This is a genomic window from Aeribacillus sp. FSL K6-2833, from assembly GCF_037965815.1.
GTDB lineage: Bacteria > Bacillota > Bacilli > Bacillales > Aeribacillaceae > Aeribacillus > Aeribacillus composti.
In genome coordinates, this window is sequence record NZ_CP150189.1 from 3541856 (window position 1) to 3566140 (window position 24285).

The following is a 24285-nucleotide window of genomic DNA, read 5'->3' on the forward strand; positions in this document are numbered from 1 at the left end:
ATGAAAATGCTTAATAATAAATCATCTCTTTGGAGGATGAGAAATAATGCTGGAGCTTTATGGTGCGAAAGGATGTCCTTACACGAAGGAATTGCGGGAAAGTTTATTATGGGACGGAAAAGAATTTGTCGAGTATGATGTCGAAGAAGACAAAGCGGCATTAAAGCAGCTTGTTGTTTTGACGGGAGGAGGTACTGTTCCAGTCTTAGTAGAAGACGGGCAGGTCATTCAAATAGGAGTTTCCGGCCGCGGATGCATGGTTGCATTGCCGTCCGCAAAGGAGGAGAAGCCGTTATCTTAAACGGGCGCCCCCTCTCTTCTCTTTAGGTAAGATACGTGCAAAATAAACGGATACATCTCTAGGAAAGTGGAATATGTCGGCATGAAAAGTTCTGTTATGTATACGCCTTCAGTTCGGAATGCGAGAACAAAGCTAAATGCCAGAGCAAGTTCAACGGATAATGTTTTCTTATTCAAAGTTCGGACGGTCCACTGAGCTCTATTTATCTGTTCGAAAGCTCGAAAATCTCCCGTTTTATAACGAAAGCAGGTGATTCATCATGAAAATAGCGCAGCGTATTCTAATATATGGTGTTGTGCAAGGGGTCGGTTTTCGTCCTTTTGCCTTTCGTAAAGCAAAGCGGTGGAAGCTCAGAGGATGGGTGCGCAATGGAGAAAGCGGCGTGGAGATTCATGTGGAAGGGGACGCAGATGCCATTCAACAATTTGTTCAAGAAATTACAGATCGATACCCTTCCTCAGCTAAAATAACCAATTTGGAAATTAAAGATGCGCCTTTACAAGAAGCAGCTGATTTCGAAATTTTGGCCAGCACGCTCCATAATCGGCCGACAGTGCAAATTCCTGCTGATCTTGCGGTTTGTCCGAAATGCTTGTCAGAATTGTTTGATCCAGCTAACCGCCGATTCCTTTATCCATACATCAATTGCACGGATTGCGGTCCACGATATACGGTCATTGAGCGGCTGCCGTATGACCGGCCTTATACGACAATGCATATGTGGTCTATGTGTCCGGCTTGTTCAGTGGAATATTATGATCCGGCGGATCGACGGTTTCATGCGCAGCCAACTGCTTGCCCCGATTGCGGTCCTCATTATCATGTGCAGGGACAGGATGGAGAAATACATGGTGATGAAAAAGCAATCAAAAAAACGGCCGAGCTCCTTCGTTCTGGGCGCATCGTTGCGATCAAGGGGCTTGGCGGCTATCTTTTGGCGTGTGATGCTGAAAACGAAGAAGCGATATGGGAGCTTAGAAGGCGGAAGCGACGCGGGGAAAAGCCGTTTGCCTTAATGGTAAAAGATCTCGAGACAGCAAGGGCGTTTATCGATATATGTGCGGAAGAAGAAAATTTCCTTACATCTTCCGCCCGACCCATCGTGTTGGCACGGGCTCGCCGATTGCTGCCGGGAGTAGCTCCTGATAATTCCGATTTAGGAGTAATGCTTCCATACACCCCTCTTCATCATTTGCTGTTTCATTTCGACGCACCAGAAGTGCTTGTAATGACAAGTGCTAACCGTTCCAGTGAACCGATCATCTATGATGATGAAGAAGCGATCAAGGCACTTGAAGGCATTGCGGACGCATGGCTTATTGGGGAGCGCCCTATTGCCCGCCGCGTCGATGATTCCGTCGTTCGCGTCAGCCCATTTGGCCCTACTGTACTTCGGCGGGCGCGGGGGTATGCGCCGCTTCCTGCTGCCCAATTGCCCAGTGATCGGCCTGTTCTTGCGGTTGGAGCTGACCTAAAAAATACCATTACATTAGTGGTCAACGGACAGGCGATCATGAGCCAGCATTTAGGAGATTTGATGAAATACGAAGCATATATGTCATTTGAGCAAACGGTCCATGATCTTTTGTCGATGTATGATGTTCGATTGCAAGAAACGATTGTGGCGTACGATCTTCATCCCGACTACCAATCTACCGCCTTTGCCCACAATCTAGAAGCTTATCAACATATTGGCATCCAGCACCACCGCGCTCATGTGGCGTCCGTGCTGGCGGAGCGAAATGCATTGGACAAACGGGTGATCGGAGTGGCGTTTGATGGAACAGGTTTTGGCGACGATGGAGCGATCTGGGGCGGCGAGCTGTTTGTCGGAAGCGCTGCGGAAGGTCTAAAACGGCGCGGACATCTTCGTTACGCCATGCTTCCCGGCGGAGATGCGGCGGCACGCATGCCGCTTCAAGCGCTAGCTGGTTTCTTTGTGGATGATCCGAAATGGGCAATAAATGTCGGCAAGCAGCTTTCGTTTCCTGAACGATTTTTCACGGCAGTGAAGATGGTAGAGAAACAATTGCGCACCTTTCCAACAACGTCCGTCGGCCGTTTGTTTGATGCAGCAGCGGCCCTTTTAGGATTTACCGGTCCTATCTCATTTGAAGGACAAGCAGCCATTTGGCTGGAGCATTTAGCACGTACAGCTCCATTAGAGAAGGTATATTCTTTCCCGTGGAATGGAAAAGAGCTAGACTACCGTCCTTTTTTAAAGGAAATGACAGAAGACCGTCTAAAAGGAAAAGATGCAGCGGTGATTGCTCGCGCATTTCATCGAAGCGTCGCAGAAGGCATATTTAGAAGTGTTCGTTCTTTAGGAGCGGCCTATGAAATTGACACTGTTGTGTTGTCCGGCGGTGTATTTCAAAATTCGCTTTTGTTAGCTGATTTGAAAGAGTTATTTTATGAAAGCGATATGCATATCTGGATCGGTGAAGAAATTCCACCTAACGACGGCGGCATTAGTCTCGGGCAGGCAGCGCTTGCAGCTGCAGCGCATTCGAATTTATGAGTCGTTATTGCTTCAAAAGCTGTAAATATTTGTCTATCACTTGCTATGTTTTAATTGTTGTACATTCATTTTTTCCAATTCAATGTATTGTAGACCGCTGACTCGAATTCGAGGAAGCCCAAGTATGACCCCACATCAATTTATGTTTCATTCTTCGCATCGTCTATTAAAAATTTTTTACAAGACATCTTTCGGCGGCTGCACTTAAAGAAGGAAAATTCCTTTTCCGTCCAATTTGTAAAAATGAATAAAAAAGCAGATTCATCAAGGTCTGCTATGCCAAAAATGTGCAGGAAAGCTGTCCAGGCTGCTGCCCTAAACGGATGAATCTGCTTCTTATCTATTTGTCTTCCTTTTGCATTAGAACCGTTTAAACACCCATCGAAATATACTTAACTTCTAAATATTCGTCTATTCCATGGTGTCCCCCTTCTCGGCCTATTCCGCTCTCTTTCACGCCTCCAAATGGCGCTTGGGCGACAGCAGGAATCGAATCGTTCAAACCGACGATGCCAAATTCCAATGCTTCCGAAACTCTAACGGACCGAGAACAGACTCAATAGAAGGTCTTCCGTTATCCGGGCAATACAAATCCTTAACCTTTTCAGTGATATATGTATTGATCTATTTTTCGTAAAAGGTGATCTTCCGGTACAAGTTCCTCAATACAACAAATTTATATTCATTTTGACTCTCTTTATTTGTAGTTCACATGGTTATTATCCTCCTAACTAATATTATAATAAATTAACACGGTAAACTGATAAAGATTATAAATAAAAATAATGGCTGTCGAAGTTTCTCGACAGCCTGAGGATAAGGAATTTTCTCCCTTGTCCTTTTCCTCTTCGAGCAGTGCCAGACATCACTTATACTGCTTGTTTTTGGATGTCAGCTCTAGGTTTTTCTCGTTTGACAAGTAACATAAAGAAAGCAAACACAAGTAAGCCGCTTAAGAAATACAACCCGGCACTTGTTCCTCCCGTCAAATCTTTCAATGCTCCTACTGCATATGGACCGATAAAACCGCCAAGATTGCCAATCGAATTTACTACAGCTATCCCAACAGCTGCTTGTGCTGGATTAAGCATTGTTGTAGGCAGCGCCCAAAAAGGACCTTTATAACAATACATGCCTGTAAGTGATAAAGTGATGAATAACATGCCCAATACAGGTTGGAGTGTTACTCCAGCGCCTATCAATGTTATTGCCCCTACCAAGAGCGGCAAGGCAGCATGAAGCCATCTTTCTCCTTTGCGGTCAGAGCGGACTGACCACCAGTTCATGGCAATAGTAGCAACAATATAAGGAATGGTAGCAATTAGACCAATTTGTGTATTAGATAAAGACGCTGACATTCCATCAATAATTTGCGGCATCCAGTAACTGACACCAAGAGTACCGGCAATATAAACAAAATAAATAATGGCAAAGTACCACACTTTTGCATCACGAAGAGCTTCTATATGTCCGCTATGCTTTGCAGAACCCTTTTTGCCATCTGCTTCTTTTACTCTTTCCTTTTCCAATTCAGCAATTAGCCAATTCTTTTCTTCTTCGGTGAGCCATTTTGCATCCTCTGGTTTATCCGCTAAATAAAATAGGGTCACGATCCCAAAAATCACAGCCGGAGCACCTTCAATTAAAAACATCCAGCGCCAGCCTTCAACATTGAACCAATGAATGTTGTCCATAATCCATGTCGAAAGTGGAGCACCGATAATATATGATACAGGAATCGCACTCATTAACATGGCAATGGTTTTTGCGTGATCTTTTGCCCTAAACCAATATGTTAAGTACAAAACAATTCCCGGGAAAAAGCCAGCTTCTGCAACACCGAGCAAAAATCTAATAATGTAAAGATGACTTGCTTCCTGTACAAACCCAGTCGCCATCGATATAATTCCCCATGTAATGAGGATTCGCGCAATCCAGACACGGGCGCCAAACTTCTCCATCAAAATATTACTTGGTACTTCAAAAAGAAAATAGCCGATAAAGAATATACCAGTTGCCAGACCGAAAACCTGGCTGGTCAAACCAAGGGCATCATTCATCTCCAAAGCGGCATAACCAATGTTAGCCCGGTCCAAATACGAAATAATATAAAGGAAAAATACAAATGGAATAATCCTCCTTGTTACTTTTCGCACTGTTTGCTTTTCCAAAGATACTGCGTCATTCATCATACCCACTCCCCCTAAATTTAAAATGAATATAGAAAAAACTGTATAGATTGAATGAAGTAAATGTTCCGAAAATTATTGAAACGAAATTACTTCACTTTATTTACAATTAGGAATCAACACACCTTAAAGTGCACAGGCTGAAGGCCAAAAAATCTTATAAAATGTAAGTGTTTACATTTTCAGACTAGAATAAAGGGTCCCTATTTTGTATTGGATCCTAATGTAAATAACATGTTCTAACAACTTGTTATTTGTAATACAAATTAGTAATACAAATTTCACTGTATATCTTGTGTTTTTTATTTTTTTTGATTATTATAATCATAAAATAGTGTGTTGTAAATTAAAAATTCAAAAAAATTACTGAAAAATTATTATAAATTTGTTATATAAATCAATAAATTTGTTATACAATTTTCGTCCATTCCCTATTTTAGAACTACGAAAGGAGAGGGAGTCATGGCCAAAAAAGAAAAAGTTTCGCAAATGATATCTCGTGAATTATTGAAACAAATTGAAATCGGAAAATTTCCACCAGGCTCTAAGCTGCCGACAGAAATGGAGTTGGCTGCTCAATTCGGTGTAAGTAGAGTACCTATTCGCGAGGCTTTAAGTATGCTGCGTGCAGCAGGTGTCATTTCCTCGCGTCAAGGCGGCGGGAGTTATGTAGAAGAATCAACAAATTCATCATTATTACAGCGTATTCGAATTGAGAGCGATGATGTGGACAGCATTAAATATTTATTTGAAATGAGAAAAATTTTGGAGCCGGAAGCAGCATATTTAGCAGCACTCCGACGTACACCTGAACAGCTAGAGCAAATGAAACGAATTTTAAAAACAATGGAAAATGAATCTTTAGAAGAAGGAGACATTTCAACAGAGGCCGATATCGAATTCCATCGTTCGATTATTTTGGCTACACATAATCCAGTTTTAATTCAAACACTTGAAAATCTATCCTCTCTTTATGAAAAAACATTAAAGATTACGTTGCGACCTAACGTGGAGTTAAAACAAAAACGAAAAGCTGTATATCAAGAACATTACAATATTTTACAAGCAATCGAAGCAGAAGAACCGGACCTCGCCAAAATCCAATGTCTCATCCATTTAAAAAATGCTGAGAAAAAATTAAGTCTGCTTTTAAGAGATTATACGATATAGAAAATTGGAAAGTGAGAGATTCATATGAAGGTAGTTACACCGAGTCATATTGAAGAGATTAAATCAATAGTTAAAACCGGTAAAGTACTCACTGATGAGAGCGACCGTTTCAGCTATTCATTTGACGGCTCTTTCGGAACATTTCTGCCGGATGTGGTCATTCAAACAAAGAGCGTGGAAGAATTAGCATCCCTTGTGAAGCTTGCCAATCGCGAGAAGATCCCAGTTTATCCTCGCGGTCAGGCCACATCATTAAGCGGCGGCCCGCTGCCTGTCAAAGGCGGTATGGTATTGGATTTATCGGTATTAGATGATGTACTTGAAATTCATGAAGAAGACTTAATCGCCGTTGTATCCCCGGGAGTATTAACAGCGGATATTCACAAAGCAGCCGAGAAAAAAGGATTAATGTATCCTCCAGATCCAAGCAGTTCACATGTGTCTACTATTGGTGGAAATTTAGCTGAGAACTCTGGAGGTCCAAGAGGATTAAAATACGGAGTAACGAAAGATTATGTGATTGGTTTGGAGGTTATCACTCCTGAGGGTGAAATCATTCATACTGGCGGACGCACTGTAAAAAATGTAACCGGTTATGATTTAACAAAACTCATTGTCGGATCAGAAGGAACCTTAGGCATCATTACAAAAGCAATTTTGCGCCTTCTTCCAAAGCCGCCCGCTTCCGAAACCATTATGGCGGTATTTGACAGCCTTGTTGATGCGGGAAGCGCCATTTCAAAAATTTTATCGTCAGGTATTTTGCCTGCCAAAATGGAGTTAATGGATCAAGCTTCGATTGTGGCGGTCGAAAATTACGAGCCTTTAGGGCTACCTGTAGATGCAGAAGCGATTATTCTCATTGAGCTCGACGGCCATCCTTTAGCTTTAAAGGATGAGATCAAACAAGCAGCGGAACTATGTTATCTTGTCGGAGCAAGAGCTGTTCGCATTCCAAAAAATGAAGCGGAAAAAGCGGAGATCTGGAAAGCTCGAAAGCTGGTATCTCCGGCTATCGTACGTATAAAACCGACCAAAATTTCAGAAGATGCCACCGTACCACGAAGCAAAATACCTCAAATGTGCGCAAGATTGCAGGAAATTCGAGATAAATATAATATTCACCTCGTCGTATTCGGTCACGCAGGTGATGGCAACCTGCATCCAAACATTATTTGCGACAAAAACGACAAAGAAGAAATGCGCCGCGTAGAACAAGCTGTCGCTGAAATTTTCACAGCAGCAGTTGAACTTGGCGGAACGCTTTCAGGCGAACACGGCATCGGAACTATGAAGGCTCCTTTTATGGAAATGGAATTAGGACCAGTCGGTCTGGATATGATGAAGCGGATTAAAAAAGTTTGGGATCCAAATAACATCATGAATCCAGGAAAAATTTTCCCCGAAAAGGGGCAGAAATTGGAGTTGAGTTAACATGAAAGAATCTCTTGAAGAACTAAGGGAAGAATTTCAATATAATAAAACGAACAGCTGTGTACAGTGCGGTTATTGTCTGCCCGTCTGCCCGACATATGTAACTACGCGAATAGAAACACATTCACCGCGCGGACGTATTAATTTAGTCAAAATGGTTGGCGAAGGAAAAATCACGGATCTATCAGTGCTTGAAGAGCCGCTGGATTTATGCCTTGGATGCCGGGCTTGTGAAACGGCTTGTCCGACTGGAGTGGAATATGGTTCCATCCTTGAATCAGCAAGGGCTGCACTTGTGAAACGCAAGAAATTTAAAGCTCCTGTTCGTCTGCTGAGAAAGACAATGTTTCAGAACGTATTCCCTAGTAAAACAGCCATGAATGTGATCGGCAATACGTTTTGGCTTTATGAGAAAAGCGGATTGCAAAAAGCGATGCGCAAAACTGGTATTATGAAAAAGCTGCCTTATCATTTAGGTGAATTCGAAGCGACAATGTCTCAGGCAGTTTCACCAGCAGAGCGTAAACAAGCTCCTTCCAAAGCGAAAGCAAAAGGTGAAAAAAAATATACAGTTGCATTTTTCACCGGATGTATCATGGATGCTATGTTCCATCGCATCAACCGGTTGTCTGTACAGCTGCTTGCAGAAGCGGGTTGTGATGTCATTGTCATCCCTATTCAGACATGCTGCGGCGCACTGCATGCGCACTCTGGTGAAATAGAGGAAGCCAAGCGTCTCGCAAAACAAAACATCGCCGCATTTGAACAAGAGAACGTTGATTTTATTGTGAATAATGCCGGAGGATGCGGAGCTATGCTGCATGAATATGACCACCTGCTCGCAGATGATCCAGAATGGGCTGATAGAGCGGCTGCGTTCACTGCAAAATCAAGAGATATCAGCCAAGTGCTAGTCGCTTGCGGCGGACTGCCTAATCTTCGGTCAAATCCGGAAGAACGAGTCACATATCAGCCTTCGTGTCATATGACCAATGTTCAAAAAGTGACTGAGGAGCCTTTAAACCTTCTAAAAAGTATTTCAGGAATTAATTTTGTTGAGATGGAGCAAGCAAACATGTGCTGCGGTTCAGCAGGAATCTATAATATTATTAACTATGATGCCTCAATGGACATCCTTGATGAGAAAATGAAGCATACGAAAGCGACCGGAGCATCAGTCGTGATTACGACCAACCCAGGATGTCTCATACAGATGAAGCTTGGTATCGAACGCGAAAAACTGTCTGATTCTGTGCGGGCATTGCATCTAGTCGAATATTTGGCCGAAGCTGCCGGAATTTCATAAATTTTGCTTACACTTATGATGGATACGTGTTTATTGTACATTTGATGGAAGCATTAAAAATGACATTCCGCACCTGAAAGGAAAACTTCCATCTTTTTTTCAGGTGCGTTTTTTAAAAGTTTTCACTTATCATTTAATTCCTTTTTAATCAACTTCTTCCACCTTCATTCTTTTTTCGATAATTTCCATCGATCATCTATTTTACCTGCTCCGACACACGGATGGAAAGGAAAGATTATAGCCAGCCTCAAGTTCAAATAACCCTTTTGATTGTTAGCCGATGTAATCAAGTCAGCCGAAAAAAAATTCGATCCGCTAATACAATCGGATTTTCTTCACGCTGAAAATCTCCAAAATGTGTCCAGTTACATTGAATTGGACGATGTTTCAGAGCAACGTTTTTCGTATTGGCATAGAGAATCTGTCTGTAAAAGTAAGAACATGAAGCTTTATATGACGTTTTATTAATGTTTCTGTTTATTCATATAGGTTTGTAAATTCCGCATATCCGAGAACAGCCAAGTACGATTAATTACGAAGTCATAAACACCTTGATATTGCCATTCTCAGCCAAAGAATCCCTAGTTTGGTAACAAACTAAACCGGACCAATTTTTATTTCTCAAAATATTTAAAAAAGATCAAAAAAAAAAAAAAAAAAAAAAAACACATTTATTGATTTTTAATAAATATATTGGGTCTAATCTCTTCTGTCATTTCTTCTTAACCCTAACAGTCCTGCAAGACCAACTAAACCAATCCATCCCCAATCTGTATCTTCATTATCATCACTATTATCAACATCTGTATTTTGAGCCATTTGAGTAATTTTGTTTGTGTTGTTATTGACGTCTATGCTGTCATTTTCAGCGTAGGCAACTATCCCAAAAAGCATCAACGCAACTGATAGAGCGCAAAATGAATGGAGAATTTTTTTTAACATGGTTTTCACCTCCTTTTAATAATTGTTAACATTTAATATGTCCATCAAAAGAACAATTATTCTTTAGATATAGAAGCCGTTTAGGGCGTCATTTTTAAACCTATTCAATTCAATAAACGAGTGCGTTAAAGAAAAAATAGATGGTAAAAAAAGAGAAATGAATGCAATTACAAGGTATATATCTTCTATAAAAGAAGGGGAGCTATTATCAAATGTTTTAAGGCAGGGATTGGGGATTTACTGTTATTCCACAAACGTGATGAATGGTTGGCATACAAAAGACGATTTTTAAAAAGTAAAAGCTTGCGGCATCGCAAGCTTTTCCATATTTAGCAATCCGAACTTTTCACGTTGAGCGGCGGTGGAACTAGCCAGCCTTTTTCTTTGTTTATTCTAAGCAATTTAGCACCATATTGCGCTTTTTTTACGTGAAATTGACCAAACATTAAAGCAATATCTTCCCTGATGCACTCTCCTATAATTGTACTGCATGCCACTAAACCAGCAGAAATATCTTTGCTAAGCATTGCAGCTATTTCCGGGTCGGCAAATCTCGCACCAACTGGAATATCTTCCAAACATGCTTTTGGCCGTTCTGGGGGTGATGGCGGAAGTGCTATTCCATTTTCTTTTAACAAGTTTTCTATTTCTTGTATTTCCGGTTTTAAAACGTTTTCGATGCTATCCTCTATAAAACGTTTTAAATCCTTATCGCCTGTGTGGTTGAGCAATGTTTGATATCCGGCAACAAATCCTTTAGCCGTTTGTAAATACGACCATACGCCAAATATTTCTCCGTAGTGCATTGGCTCTTCTTTTGGATTACCGCTTAAAATTCCCATAATAAACCTCCTAACAAAATTCATATATCACCATTCTTTAGATAATATGGATTGATTGAAATACAATTATGCAAAGGAAAGTGAAGTTTTAAAAAACTTATTATGTTATTGGAATTTTGTACGAAGGATGAACAAAGAAGTTTGTGTAATGCATTGATTAGATCATCAAATTTAGTTAAATTTTCAATCCTTCTAACAGTACTTTTCGATAGGAAATTTGACTACAAAAAAGGACTACCTCCTTTCTTCTTAGTAAGGAAGTAGTCCTCACTTATTCTATAGACCAGTTCTCAAAAAAGTGGTCAAATTTTATTACATGCACCCTACATATCCTTTTATTGTAATAATTTTACAGTTCCCTTTCACTTTCGTGCATTTTGATTTTAGAGGGCAATGACGACAGTCTTCACATTCATAGATTTTGAAGCTTTATTCATAACCAGACGGGTCCTTTTTGTTTTGGTATTTTTTTAACGCAACTTTCCTTCCATTTGGGCAGATAAAACAATTATCTTGCTCACAATACGTCCAGTTTTTCGCAATTTTGATGTCTTTTTGTATTTGTGTGTTGTTCTTGTACGTAGGTGCCATAAGAAATCAGAAAATCAAATCGAGGCTCTTTCTCAACACCAACTGCATATAGTTTTCTTCACTGCCATATCCTGTGACTGTTTTCAGCATGGGTAAAGAAAAAGCCGCCAGTTTCTCCATATTTTCTTGGATGAGCTTTTCGATTCCCCGGCAGGAATAAATCTTTTGGGAATAAGCGTACAGAAAACTATATTTTTTGCATCAATTTTTCTATTCGATTGGAGCTTCCGAAAATCTCAATATGGTATTTGACATTTTCATATGCGGCACGGATAACATCTTGATGAAACACAAAATAATCTGTATAGCAAGAAGATTGGACATTTTTATTTATATGATTGATAACATTGTTGAAGGTTGAAGTAGCAACATTAATTTTTCTAATTCCTAACTTAATGCATTCTTTAAAATCATTCTCTTCGATTCCCGATCCACCGTGCAATACAAGCGGTATTTCAACTCGCTCATCAATTTCCTTCAAACGGTCAAACCGCAAATTTGGTTCACCTTTATATACGCCGTGGGCGTTCCCGATTGCAATTGCTAATGCATCTACTTTTGTTTCTTCCGCAAATTTCTCAGCTTCTTCAACCCCTGTAATAGTTATTTCGATATCTTCTGACCCATCTTCGCTTCCTCCGACTCTTCCAATCTCAGCTTCAACGGTTGCACCGTAGAAGTTCGCCAGTTTAACAATTTCTTTTGTCTTTTCTATATTTTCTTTTAAAGGTAAATGTGATCCATCATACATGACAGATGTAAAGCCGATATCAAGTGCCTGCTTAATTTTTTCATAAGTTAAACCGTGATCAAAATGAACCGCTACTGGGACAACAGATTGTTTCGCAGCTTCAACCATTAATGGGCCGATTAAATGAAGCGGAGAATGCTTCAAACGAACTTCAGCAATTTGCAATATAATGGGCGATCGTAATTCCTCTGCCGCTTGGATCGCCCCCATAACCATTTCCATATTTGCAACACTAAATGCGCCGATTCCAAAATTGTCCTCTTCCGCACTTGCGAATATCTCTCGCATTGTCACTAAAGGCATTTATTCATCATCCTTTTCCTATACCGACTATTTTCTAGGGAAAATCTGTACTTGCTATTACGTTTTCTATACAAGATCTTCAATGAAAAACAACGAATTTTTTTCTTAAATGGTTTGTTAAAACTCGACTTTCACCGGTACTCCTTTTTCAAATGACTCTTGCGCAGCTTTGGCAATTCTTTGTGCTTGCAAGCCATCAAATCCACTGCACAAAACAGATTCATTATCCATGCAAGCATGAACAAATTGCTTAACTTCTTCAATATAGGCTTCAGAATAACGTTCAAGAAAGAAATAGAGCGGTTTATCCTTCACAACATGGTCAGATGTTGATAATTCAACTGTTGTCTGCCGGCAATTATCAGCAGTTGCCGCCCCTTTATCTCCAAAAATTTCTACTCTCTGATCATATCCATAAACGGCCTGTCTGCTATTATCAATGACACCTAATGCACCATTTTCAAATTTTAGTGTTACAACTGCCGTGTCGATATCACCGGCTTTGCCAATTTCTGAATCTATTAAAACGGCTCCTTGAGCAAAAACTTCAACTACTTCACTGTTTACAATATAACGAGCCATATCGAAATCGTGGATCATCATATCCATAAATAAACCGCCTGAAGTCCGCACGTAATCAATGGTTGGCGGTTTTGGATCCCTTGAAGTAATTTTTAAAATATGAGGTGTTCCAATTTGTCCTTGTTGAACAAGATCGTGTAGCCTTTTAAAATTCGGATCAAAGCGTCTGTTAAATCCTACTTGAAATTTGACGCCAGCCTTTTCAACTTCATTAATTACCTCTACTGTTTCTTCAACTGAAAAACTAACCGGTTTTTCACAAAAGATATGCTTACCGGCCGCCGCAGCCTTTTTAATAATTTCGGCATGCGTAGTAGTTGGAGAGCAAACAAAAATGGCATGGATTTCCGGATCACGTAAAAGATCCTCATAATTATCCGTAACTATTGAAATGTTCTTTTCTTTTGCCCAATCTTCCATTTGAGCAATCATTACATCCGATATTCCTTTAATCTTTACATTTGGTATATGCTGCATGTTTTCTGCATGCAGCCGCCCGATTCTCCCTGCTCCAATAATTCCAATGTTTATCATGTTCCGATCTCCTCCATTTTCACCAAGAAAATGACCATCATTTGGCATGATGAAATCTGCTTGCTCATCATTAAAAGTTTTTTATTTAAGTAAATAAAGGATCATTATATTAATGAGCTCGAGCTAAAGAAGCTCGAGCTATTTAATGCTTTTACGTGTCCGACAGACTTGTTGTTGCGAACAACCATCTTTTCATCAGTTAACAAAAATTTATTCTTTCGTAATGCTTTTCAAGAATTCTAATTTTTCTTGCGCATTTTCTTTTGTGATGACATCAATGCCGCTGTCAATTCTTTTTTCAACTTTTTCACCTTTTATAGCTTTAATTGCATTTTCAACTCCTAAATATCCCATGTCATAAGGGCTTTGAGCAATTGTTCCAGCTAATTTTCCGGCTATAATCGATTCGACAGCTTCAACTGTACCGTCTGTGCCAATGACCGGGATTTTCAATCCTTTAGCTTCAACTGCCCGGAGCACTCCAAGTGCCATATCATCGTTTGCAGCAAATACACCTTTAATATTTTTATTGTTCTGTAATATATTCTCCATTACTGACATCGCTTTTGATTTATCACTATCTGCCGGTTGTTCAGCTACTACTTTCATCCCAGCATCTTCTAAAGCTTTTTTGGCTCCTTTTATACGCTCATCTGTTGCAGTGTTCCCAAGAGCACCGCTAATAAGAGCTACTTCATCCCCTTTATTCAACATTGATGCAAGCAATTTTCCAGCTTCCTGACCAGCTGTGAAGTTTTCTGTTCCAATAAATGTTGTTTTATCTTTCAGTTCTGCGTCTGTATCAATGAGCAATACAGGAATGCCCTGTTGTGTAGCCTGTTCTAGTGATGGAACAACAGTTGAAGGCTGAGTTGGCGAAACAACTAATGCCCCCGGCGATTGATTGATTTGGTCCTCAATCATATTTACTTGTTCGATCACTTGAGACTCTGAAGCTGGTCCTACAACATTTACTTCAACACCCAATTCTTTTCCAGCTGCTTTCGCACCAGCCTCTACATATTTCCAATATGGGCTGCTTAACGTTTTTAAAACGACTGATATTGTTTTTCCTTCTAAATCGTTGCCTTCTTTCTCACTACTTCCCCCTGAAGATTTTTCACCCCCACATCCGGATGCAATAATCATGCTAGCAGCCATTGCTACAACACCTAAAGATTTCACCCATTTTTTCATAAAATCATCCCCCTTGAATTTATAAATAAATTTTTAAATATTAACACTATTTTTTAAAAAGTTAGTCTTTCTTGCTTTTTCTCTGTCTAATCACATCTACATAAACAGCCGCTATAATAACAAATCCTATGACTGCCATTTGAAAATCGGCTGAAACATTCAATAAGTTAAGGCCATTTCTCAACACAGCAATAATTAAAGCTCCTATCAGAGTTCCCCAAACTGTTCCAACTCCACCAAAAAAGCTTGCTCCGCCAATAATTACCGCTGCAATGGCATCCAATTCATATGATAAACCTGCTAGCGGGAAGGCAGAATTTACTCTTCCTACCATAACTAATCCTGCCAGCGATGCCATAAAACCACTGATCGTATAAACAATGACAAGAACACGATCAACATTGATTCCAGATAAATGAGCTGCTTCTTTATTTCCTCCAATTGCATAAATATATCTTCCGGTTTTTGTTCTAGTTAAAAATATATGGAAAATGATATACATCACGATAACTAGCAAAAAGCTCACAGGAATTGGACCAACAAATTCTCTCCCCAAAAATTGAATTAAATACGGAAATCCGGCAATTGGTGCAGCTGCTGTTACAATCAGCGCTAAACCACGTGCTATGTTCATTGTTCCAAGAGTAGAAATAAACGGATGAGGCAATTTAAGCTTTGTCAGCAATATTCCGTTTAGCCACCCAAAAAAACATCCTACTAATAAGCAAACAAGAATTCCTAAAATGGGATGCATGCCCATATTAACGGAAACAATCCCCATTAACATGATTGAGATAGCTAAAATGGATCCGACCGATAAGTCGATACCTGCAGTCAAAATCGGCAAGAGCATCCCTAAAGCCAACAATGCATTAATGGATGACTGTCTGGCGATATTCATGATGTTGTTGATGGTTAAAAACTTATCCGATAGAATCGTGAGAACTGTACATAAAATGATAAGCCCGATCAGAGCGCCAAACTTACTAAGATAATGCTTGACAGATTTCTTTTCAACATTCGTTTCCGAGCTGTTCACCGCTAACTCTCTCATCAATTACTCCCTCCTGTAGCCGCTTTCATGATCTTCTCTTGCGAAGCTTCATTTATAGGAAAGTCTGCTGTTATTTTTCCTTCAGACATCACCAGTACGCGATCGCACATTCCTAAAATTTCCGGCAAATCAGACGAAATCATTAAAACGATGGCTCCATTTTCAACTAATTGATTCATCAACCGATATACTTCCACTTTAGCGCCAACGTCGATTCCCCGTGTCGGTTCATCAAATATAAAGACTTTCGCTTTTGTACAAAGCCATTTGGCTATAACGACTTTTTGCTGGTTTCCTCCGCTCAGCTTTCTTGCATTCAGTTCAATATTTCCCGGGCGGATTTTCAATTCTTTTACATAGTCCATGGCTCCCTGCTTAATTTTTTTCAAATCTATTAATTTGCTCTTTTTTCTAAAGTTATCCATATTAGCAAGGACAATGTTCATGTATAACGGTTGATCCAGCAGCAATCCTTCACTTTTTCTATCCTCTGTAATAAAGGCTATTCCGGCAGAGATGGCATCCCTAGGTGATTTAATGTCGACTAATTTTCCGTCAACATAGATCTTCCCTTTTTCCTTTTTATCTGCACCAAAAATGGCTCTTGCCAGCTCCGTTCTGCCGGCACCAACAAGCCCGGAAATACCGACAATTTCGCCGCGGCGAATACTAAAGCTGACAGGTTCTTTAAAGCCGCTAACTTTTAAATCTTCGACTCGAAAGCCTTCTTCCCCTAACGTAAAGGTTTGTTTTGGATATTTTTCTTCAAGAGTTCTACCTACCATTAGTTCAATCCAATGATCCGTGCTCGTTGTCTTTACTGGAAGTGTATCGATTTTAAAGCCGTCTCTTAAAATAGTGATTCGATCGCCAATTCGTTTAATTTCTTCAAGTCTATGAGAAATAAATATGATAGCAATTCCTTTTTCTTTTAATTGTTCAACCGTTTTATATAACTGTTCTACCTCCGACTGGCTCAAACTCGCTGTTGGTTCGTCCATGATAATTAATTTCGCATCTAAAGTAAGAGCTTTCGCAATTTCGACTAGCTGCTGCTGACCTATTCCTAAGTAACCGAGCGGCTGTTCTGCAATAGCTGGATCTTGTCCAAGCATCTGCAAAAATTGCTTCGCGCTTTCTTTCATTTGTTTGTGGTTGATAAATGAAAACTTTCCATTCCCTTTAATTTCCCGGCCTAAAAATATATTTTCATAGACTTTCAGCTCTGGAATCACGTTTAGTTCTTGGTATATCGTTGCTATCCCAAGCTGCATGGCATCCAAAGGTGAGCTGATTTGAACCGGCTGGCCTTCCCAATAAATTTCTCCTTCATCTTTTTGATAGGCTCCCGTCAAAATTTTAATCAACGTTGATTTACCAGCCCCATTTTCACCTAACAGCACATGAACTTCCCCAGGTTTCACTTCAAAATCAATGCCCTTCAAAACATGATTATTTGAAAAGCTTTTTTTAATGCCCTTCATCACCAGTAAGCTTCCTTCAGCACTAGCCAATGTTTTTTCCTCCTTTCTCTGCGTATAGGAACCAATCTATCAAGAGAATCAACAGCTATTCTGAAGACAAAATCATAATATTTTAGATGTGTTCAAGGAAACTTTTTCTTGCTTAAAGAACGATTCTTGTGCCGCAACAGCAATTTCTTGAGCTTTTACTCCATCTTCAACAGTTACTTTAGGTTGATACCCCTCTAGTAAAGCATTGAAAAAGTCTTCCAGTTCAAGATAATAGGCGTCTTTAAATCTGGTCGGAAAATCTTGAACAATATCATGAACTGCGCCAGAACTGGTCAAAACTTGAATGTTATGTTGACGCAAGCCGCCAATAAAAATCGTTCCTTCCGTACCTATTACTTCCGCACGTATATCATAGCCATAATGGGCATTTCTGCTGGATTCAACGTCACCAACGGCTCCCGATTCAAATTCTAAATAACAGAGAGATTGATCCACATCTTGATATTTGGACATAAACGGATATTTTAAAACTTTGCCGTGAGCTGATACTGCTTCAATGTCTGATTCCATTAAATACCTTGCAATGTCAAAATCATGAATGGCCATATCAATAAATATACCGCCGCTATTTTTTATAAATTCTTCAGGAGGCGATGCCGGATCTCGGGAAATTCCCCGAAAATAAATTGGTTTTCCGATATCTCCTCTTAAAATTCTTTTTTTGGCTTCAGCGTATGCTGGATCGAACCGTCTCATAAAGCCGACCTGACAAATTGTGTTATGCCGCTTCATTATTTCAAAAATTTCTTTCGCTTCGTCTAAATTGCTGACAAGCGGTTTTTCAACAAAAACTGCTTTATTGCTAAAAGCTGCTTCCTTCAACAGTTCAAAATGCGTACTCGTAGGAGAAGCAATGATAACAGCCTCAATCCGATCATTGGAAAAAATATCACTTGGATTTGTAGTGAAGTTAGGAACATCTAATTCTATGGAAACTTTTTTGGCAAGCTCTTCATTTCTATCACAAATGTATACTAGTTCAGCGGATTGGATTTTTGTCTTAACGTTTACGGCATGCCAATATCCAAGACGTCCCAGCCCGATCACTGCACAGCGAATTTTTCTGTTCATTTTCATTACCTTCCTAAAATTTATTTAGACTTGCTACTACGGATTGATTGCGCAAAGATTCATAACCTTTTTCTATATAATGAATAACTTGAATAGAATTTCGGATTCCATAAACTGGTTGTTTTCCGTTGATAATGCAATCATTTACATGCTCCACTTGATTGAAATACTGATTATCTTTATATGTTTCAAACAGTATTATTTCGTTATTGTCATCTTTTACAATTACTTTGCCCTTTTGATCTGATGACACATCAGGCCGAAAAGAGGAATCTACTAAAATGGTTCCGCGCTCTCCTATAATTTCATACCGATTAATAAATGGCAGCTTCATGCTGGCGGTAATTTCGGCTGTTCTTCCAAACTCATCTACAAAAATACAAGTTGATAACATATCCACTTTATGTTCAGGGTCAACTTCCCCCAACATAACAACTTTCTCTGGTTTTATTCCGATGATCTGGCTCATCGCATGAACTCCGTAACACCCGACATCCCACATAGCTCCTCCGCCTAATGCGGGGTTTAAACGAATATCATCCCGGTCTTGCAAACTCCAAGAAAAATGTGATTTTACATGCAATATGCTTCCGATCATCCCCGAAGCCAATAAATCCTTTACACGTGCATGTTGTTTATGGAATTGATACATAAAGGCTTCCATAAAAATTACGTTGTTTTGCTCTACAGCTTCCTTTACCTTCAATAATTCTTTCGTACTAACAGCTGCAGGCTTTTCTACTAAAATATGCTTTCCCTTCTGTGCAGCTTTTATTGCCCATTCGGCGTGCAGGGCATTTGGAAGAGGAATATAAACTACATCTATCGATTCATCTTCTAACAATTGATCGTAATCACTATAAACCTTTGGAATATTGAATCGGGCGACTTTTTCTTTGCTTCTGCTCGCAATCGCTACAACTTCGGAACGAGAGGATTGTCTCAGGGCAGGAAGAAGCTGCTCGTAAGCAATATTAGCTGCACTCATAATTCCCCACTTTACTTTTTCCATTTTGATCACCTTTCACAAAATTTTCTGAACGGCAAAGGTAAAATCATGACCGCCCACCATCCCATTACAATCAAAGTTACGAATCGATTGTTTCGATTAACGGGTGACATTTTTTTAAAGAGCGAAACTGTTGTTTGTTTCATCCCCCATGCCCTGCTTAAGAGTTGTTTAATAATTTTTCATTTATATACTTACGAGCAATTAAAGCGTATTCCAATGGATGGGCTATTGACGGATCTTGTTCGGCTTCAACGATAATCCATCCTTTGTATTGATGGTCCAATAGTTTTTGATAAAGTACGGTAAAATCAATGCAGCCATCCCCTGGTACCGTAAAGATTCCGCTTAAGAAGGAATTCATGAATGATTTTCCTTCTTTTTTGCACTCCTCCATTATCTTTTTTCTTACATCTTTAAAGTGCACGTGTTTTATGCGGTCAATATGCTTGTTTAATAGCTGCTGGCAATCTTCATCTGAAACATAGATGTGGCCTGTGTCATAGAGCAGGTGCACGTAGTTTGCATCAGTGTTTTCCATTAACCGATCAATCTCCGGAAGGGTTTGAACCCCCGTTCCCATATGATGGTGATAAACTAATTTCAAACCGTACTGCACAGCGATTTTTCCCAGTTCGTTCAGACCTTCGCACAATTGGGTCCACTCGGCATCTGTAAAGTGCGGCTTTTCAGAAAAAACATTTTTATCGGTACCTTGAATGCTGTAAGTCTGCTCAGAAACTACTGCCACATCTGCATGAACTTCATACAAGTATTGACAATGCTGATGGAAAGCCCGTTTAGCTTCTTCTATGCCGTCGCGGATAATAAAACTGCTAAACCACCGTCCTGCTATTTTTAAGTTTCGCAGCTTCAATTCCTTGTTTAACACTTTCGGCTCAGGGAAAAAGCCGCCGACTTCCGTGCCTTCAAAACCTGCGACAACAATGTCGCTTAAAAGGTGCTGCAACGTATTTTCAGCTCCGATCTCAGGTATATCATCATTGCGCCAGCCGATCGGCGAAATTCCCCATAAGATGTCTTGCTCTCCCATTGTTTGTCTCCTTCTTTAATATTGTTTGGCAGTTTTTAAATTTTCTTGTTTTTCTTTAAATGCTTTTTGCACACTTTCCTTCTCCGAGACTTCCGCAACCCCTACATGCCACCAGCTTTCATAGCCATTTGTCATGGTCTTTGGAAGCACTTTCATTTCTATTAAAGTAGATACATTTTGTTTCTTGGCATCTTCTAACGCTGCTTTCAGTTCTTCGACTGTATTGGCACGGTAAGTTTTGGCTCCGTAGCCTTCAGCCACTTTTGCATAATCAATGTTCATAATTTGATTGTCATGTGTTCGGAATTCGCAATAATAGCTTCCCATTCCATTGCCCATTTGCAGGTTGCTAATACAGCCAAATCCGGAGTTGTCAAACAGCAAAATATTAATTTTATGATTATATTGAATGGCTGTAACCAATTCAGAATGCAGCATGAGGAAGCTGCCGTCGCCCACCATGGCATAAACTTCTTTGTCAGGCTGCGCAAGCTTGATTCCTAAAGCACCCGACACTTCATATCCCATACAGGAATACCCGTATTCCATATGGTATGTGTTAGGTTCTGTTGAATGCCATAAGCGTTGAAGATCTCCAGGCAATGAACCAGCTGAACCGATGATGATACTGTCAGGCGATACCGCTTCATTAATCGCCAATAATGCAGTGGTCTGCGCCAATTCTGTATTTAACGCATCTGCATATTCATTCAGCACTTCTTGGGAAAACTGATCTTTTATTTCCGGTGTAAAGTTTTCTCTGTTAAACACAATTTTGCTTAAACGGTCGCGCTCTCTCAGCCACTCCTCTTTTAATTCGGCAATTTGATCTCCGAATTCGCTTTTATACCCGTCCAACAGCGGGAATAACAGCTCCAAAGTTGTTTTGGCGTCTGCGACTACTTGAAAACCATCCATTTTATAGGCCTGCAAGCGGCTGACATTAATGTTCAAAAACTTTGCCTGTTCAAAATTGAACGCTGTTTTCGACGAAGTCGTAAAATCTGTATATCTTGTTCCCACTCCAATAATCAAATCCGCTTCTTTAGCCGCTTTATTGGCAGCTAATGTTCCGGTTACTCCGATTCCACCCAAATTATTTTTAAATGTTGATTCGACTGTCGATTTTCCGGCTTGCGTTTCGACAAGCGGAATATCGTGCTTCTCGGAAAGCTTGATTAAAATATCCCTCGCTTGGGAATATTTTGCACCGCCGCCCACAATGATCAGAGGCTTTTTGCTTGATTTTATTAACTCTGCAGCTCCCTTTAGCTCTCGATCGGTCGGCAATTTGCGGTCAAGGTAGTGCACCCGTTTTTCAAAGAATTTCTCATCAAAATCAAACGCTTCCCCTTCGGCATCTTGCGAAATGCAGATGGTTGCAGGACCCGCTTTGGCCGGATCTGTCATCACTTCAAAAGCTCTGATTAAACTGGACATCAACTGTTCAGGGCGCGTGATCCGATCCCAATATCTTGATACGGGCTTGAGCGCATCATTGGTTGTCACCGCCGTACTATATTCATGTTCCACTTGCTGCAAAACAGGATCAGGCTGGCGGGTTGCAAAGGTATCTGCAGGGAGCAGAAGGACGGGAATATTATTGGAAAGAGCTGTACCCGCTGCCGCGACCAAGTTGGCCGACCCCGGTCCAACCGACGTGGTGACGGCAAATATTTTTTGCCGAAGCATTTGTTTGCTGTAAGCAATGGCTGCATGCGCCATTCCTTGTTCATTTTTCCCTTGAATTACTTTTAAATGGCCGGGATCTTGCTCAAGCGCCTGACCAATTCCTAAAACATTGCCATGTCCGAATACATTGAAGATTCCTTCCACAAAGGGAAATTCTTTACCGTCAACGTGAATGTATTGTTGGTTCAAAAATTTGATTAAAGCTTGAGCTGTTGTCAACCGGATAGTTCCCATCTTTTTCACCCCTGATCGTATTCAATTATGATCTTTCGGCAATGAGTTGTTCGATTTCTTCTGCTTTCGGCATTGCATCAGAAGAGCTGTGTCTGCTGACGACAATAGCTGCTGAGGCGCTCCCGTATTTTAAAGCCGTCTCAATGTCCTTGCCTGTAATTAGCGCATACAAGAAGGCTGAAGCGTATGCATCCCCTGCACCGAACGTTTTTAATACTTTTGTCCGATAAGCATTCGCTTGAAATGTTTCACCTGATTTCGCATACGCATAAGAGCCTTCAACGCCATGCTTAATGATAATCAGGTCCGGCGAATGCTGAAACAAATAGCGAACGGTCTCTTCGTTTTTCCCGTCTTTTGTTCCTTCCATGATATCGTATTCGTCGCGGGTGCCGATCACAACGTCTGCCTTTTCCGCCACCAATGAATAATAAACAGAAGTTTCATCAGTAGATGTCCAAGTGTACGGGCGATAATCCAATTCAAATATGACTTTCACATCATGTTTTTTCGCCAGAGAGATCGCTTTCAAAACAGCTTCTCTCGAAGGGCTTTTAGATAGCGCCGTACCGGAAACAAGCAAAATTTTGGATCTTTTGATATATTCCTCATCTACCTCGGACGGTTTCAAATAGAGGTCTGCTACATTTTCACGATACATTAAGATGCTGCAGTCTTCCGGACTTTTAATTTCTGTAAAAGTCAATCCGGCTTTATGCCCCTCCTGATCAACGACCATATGGGATGTGTCAACCCCAACATTGCGCATATACTGCTCAATAAAACGGCCATGCTGATCGTCTGAAATTTTTCCGATGAATCCAGCCTTCAGCCCTAATTTTGAACAGCCAATGGCGATATTAGCCGGAGAGCCTCCAACATATTTTGTAAAAGTCATCGTTTCTTCCATCGGACGGTTGTATTCCACAGCGTTTAAATCAATGCATGCACGGCCAATTGCAATGATGTCAAATTCTCTGTCGGTATTGAAATCATATCTCATCTTTGATAAACAGCTCCTTGTATTTTTTAACGTTTCAATATCCATTCATGATCAGGGTCATTGTAAAATTTCCAAATCCGTTTCGGGCCTGCCATAACATTTAAATAATAAGAGGTATAACCGTCTGGTACGCCGACCGGATGATATCCTTTCGGCACGATGACAACATCGCCGTTTTCAACTGTCATCGTTTCATCTAGTGAACGATCGTCCGTATAAACTCGCTGAAAAACGAATCCTTGAGGCGGATCCATTTCATGATAATAGGTCTCTTCCAATAGCGACTCATTTGGCAAGTTATCACGGTCATGCTTATGCGGAGGATAGCTTGACCAATTGCCGCTTTCCGTAAACACTTCCACCACTAAAAGACTATTCGCACTTGGATCTGAATCAGGCAAAATATTGTGGACAAAACGTTTATTGTTAAGTATCCCCCTATGCTCGATTCCTACATTTTCTGCTTTAATCCATTTCGTAGGCAGCTGACGTTCAGACGGGGAATAGCATAAGGCAACGCGCGCTTTTGTTACTCCTTCAACCTCAAAATGGCGCTGATTGGAAACATATACGCTGTCCGTCGGGATCTTTTCAAAAACACTTTCCCGCGTGCCTAAATTTTCGAAATTTTCATCACCGACTGAAACATTAATTTTTCCCGTTAAGGCGACGATGCAGCATTCTTGGTTTCCTAATAATTCCGAATATTTTGCGTTCGGATCTAAATCGATGACTTTAAATCCCACATATTCCAAAGGAGAGTTTTCTGATGTTACTTCATGAACAACCATTACTCCCTTTTCGATTTCTTTCTTGTTCGGTTTTCGCAGCAAATGACTCATATATACCTCCCTCACATGGCGGCGGTTTTCTTTTTCTTAAAGGAAAAAAACCGAAAAAACAATTGTTTTCTTAAAGCTTTTGACAAAGCCGTTGCGCTCTCTTTTCCGATTCATTTTCAGGCTCATGA

Annotated in this window: 19 protein-coding genes and 2 pseudogenes; 5 read left to right on the forward strand and 16 right to left on the reverse strand. The window is 40.3% G+C overall.

Going from position 1 to position 24285, the window contains the following annotated elements; all coding sequences use genetic code 11:
- The first annotated feature begins 46 nt into the window (after positions 1–46).
- Both NSQ94_RS17055 and hypF read left to right on the forward strand, forming a co-directional pair.
- Positions 47–301: a Uxx-star family glutaredoxin-like (seleno)protein gene (locus NSQ94_RS17055; RefSeq protein ID WP_063387619.1), complete on the forward strand. Its 255-nt coding sequence runs from the start codon at positions 47–49 to the stop codon at positions 299–301.
- A 259-nt stretch (positions 302–560) separates the two neighbouring features.
- On the forward strand, positions 561–2822 hold the full coding sequence (gene hypF, locus NSQ94_RS17060; RefSeq protein ID WP_339229730.1) for a carbamoyltransferase HypF: 2262 nt from the start codon (positions 561–563) through the stop codon (positions 2820–2822).
- A gap of 370 nt (positions 2823–3192) precedes the next feature.
- Here the strand turns inward: hypF and NSQ94_RS17065 are convergent.
- From NSQ94_RS17065 to NSQ94_RS17075, 3 genes and pseudogenes are all read right to left on the reverse strand, one after another.
- Positions 3193–3372: pseudogene (locus tag NSQ94_RS17065) on the reverse strand (aldehyde dehydrogenase family protein); the annotation flags it as partial.
- A 5-nt stretch (positions 3373–3377) separates the two neighbouring features.
- Positions 3378–3536, reverse strand: a pseudogene (locus NSQ94_RS17070) (IS5/IS1182 family transposase); the annotation flags it as partial.
- A gap of 155 nt (positions 3537–3691) precedes the next feature.
- On the reverse strand, positions 3692–5014 hold the full coding sequence (locus tag NSQ94_RS17075; protein ID WP_198318584.1) for an MFS transporter: 1323 nt from the start codon (positions 5012–5014) through the stop codon (positions 3692–3694).
- Positions 5015–5473: 459 nt separating this feature from the next.
- Here NSQ94_RS17075 and NSQ94_RS17080 point away from each other — a divergent pair, with 459 nt between their 5' ends.
- From NSQ94_RS17080 to NSQ94_RS17090, 3 genes are read left to right on the forward strand one after another with little or no spacing between them, the layout of a single operon-like run.
- Complete coding sequence (locus tag NSQ94_RS17080) at positions 5474–6181, forward strand: FadR/GntR family transcriptional regulator (protein ID WP_063387623.1); 708 nt, start codon at positions 5474–5476, stop codon at positions 6179–6181.
- A 24-nt stretch (positions 6182–6205) separates the two neighbouring features.
- On the forward strand, positions 6206–7615 hold the full coding sequence (locus NSQ94_RS17085) for an FAD-linked oxidase C-terminal domain-containing protein (RefSeq protein ID WP_339229733.1): 1410 nt from the start codon (positions 6206–6208) through the stop codon (positions 7613–7615).
- Between the two features lies 1 nt (position 7616).
- Positions 7617–8921 (forward strand): (Fe-S)-binding protein, encoded by a 1305-nt coding sequence (locus NSQ94_RS17090; RefSeq protein ID WP_339229735.1) that lies wholly within the window; start codon positions 7617–7619, stop codon positions 8919–8921.
- A 699-nt stretch (positions 8922–9620) separates the two neighbouring features.
- On the opposite strand, the gene NSQ94_RS17095 is transcribed toward NSQ94_RS17090, so the two are convergent.
- From NSQ94_RS17095 to iolB, 13 genes are all read right to left on the reverse strand, one after another.
- Positions 9621–9863, reverse strand: coding sequence for a WGxxGxxG family protein (locus NSQ94_RS17095; RefSeq protein ID WP_130158037.1), 243 nt, complete (start codon positions 9861–9863; stop codon positions 9621–9623).
- A gap of 329 nt (positions 9864–10192) precedes the next feature.
- Positions 10193–10705: a DUF3231 family protein gene (locus tag NSQ94_RS17100; RefSeq protein WP_311066814.1), complete on the reverse strand. Its 513-nt coding sequence runs from the start codon at positions 10703–10705 to the stop codon at positions 10193–10195.
- A gap of 778 nt (positions 10706–11483) precedes the next feature.
- Positions 11484–12350, reverse strand: a complete 867-nt coding sequence (locus NSQ94_RS17105; RefSeq protein WP_063387626.1) for a class II fructose-bisphosphate aldolase — start codon at positions 12348–12350, stop codon at positions 11484–11486.
- A 117-nt stretch (positions 12351–12467) separates the two neighbouring features.
- A complete protein-coding gene (gene iolG / locus NSQ94_RS17110) occupies positions 12468–13466 on the reverse strand; it encodes an inositol 2-dehydrogenase (protein WP_339229737.1) in 999 nt (332 codons plus the stop codon).
- A gap of 210 nt (positions 13467–13676) precedes the next feature.
- Positions 13677–14663, reverse strand: coding sequence for a sugar ABC transporter substrate-binding protein (locus NSQ94_RS17115; protein ID WP_339229739.1), 987 nt, complete (start codon positions 14661–14663; stop codon positions 13677–13679).
- Between the two features lie 61 nt (positions 14664–14724).
- Positions 14725–15717: an ABC transporter permease gene (locus tag NSQ94_RS17120; RefSeq protein WP_063387628.1), complete on the reverse strand. Its 993-nt coding sequence runs from the start codon at positions 15715–15717 to the stop codon at positions 14725–14727.
- Positions 15717–17201, reverse strand: a complete 1485-nt coding sequence (locus NSQ94_RS17125; protein WP_063387651.1) for a sugar ABC transporter ATP-binding protein — start codon at positions 17199–17201, stop codon at positions 15717–15719. Before NSQ94_RS17125 ends, NSQ94_RS17120 begins: the two co-directional genes overlap by 1 nt.
- A 102-nt stretch (positions 17202–17303) precedes the next feature.
- Positions 17304–18323: an inositol 2-dehydrogenase gene (gene iolG / locus NSQ94_RS17130; RefSeq protein ID WP_339229741.1), complete on the reverse strand. Its 1020-nt coding sequence runs from the start codon at positions 18321–18323 to the stop codon at positions 17304–17306.
- Positions 18324–18336: 13 nt separating this feature from the next.
- Positions 18337–19335: a Gfo/Idh/MocA family oxidoreductase gene (locus NSQ94_RS17135; protein WP_339198506.1), complete on the reverse strand. Its 999-nt coding sequence runs from the start codon at positions 19333–19335 to the stop codon at positions 18337–18339.
- A 157-nt stretch (positions 19336–19492) separates the two neighbouring features.
- Positions 19493–20386: a myo-inosose-2 dehydratase gene (gene iolE / locus NSQ94_RS17140; RefSeq protein WP_063387631.1), complete on the reverse strand. Its 894-nt coding sequence runs from the start codon at positions 20384–20386 to the stop codon at positions 19493–19495.
- Positions 20387–20401: 15 nt separating this feature from the next.
- Entirely contained in the window at positions 20402–22312 is a 1911-nt protein-coding gene (iolD, locus tag NSQ94_RS17145; RefSeq protein ID WP_117017315.1) for a 3D-(3,5/4)-trihydroxycyclohexane-1,2-dione acylhydrolase (decyclizing), read from the reverse strand.
- A gap of 25 nt (positions 22313–22337) precedes the next feature.
- Positions 22338–23315: a 5-dehydro-2-deoxygluconokinase gene (gene iolC / locus NSQ94_RS17150; RefSeq protein ID WP_117017316.1), complete on the reverse strand. Its 978-nt coding sequence runs from the start codon at positions 23313–23315 to the stop codon at positions 22338–22340.
- 26 nt (positions 23316–23341) lie between these two features.
- Complete coding sequence (gene iolB, locus NSQ94_RS17155) at positions 23342–24157, reverse strand: 5-deoxy-glucuronate isomerase (RefSeq protein WP_094245021.1); 816 nt, start codon at positions 24155–24157, stop codon at positions 23342–23344.
- Between the last annotated feature and the right edge of the window lie 128 nt (positions 24158–24285).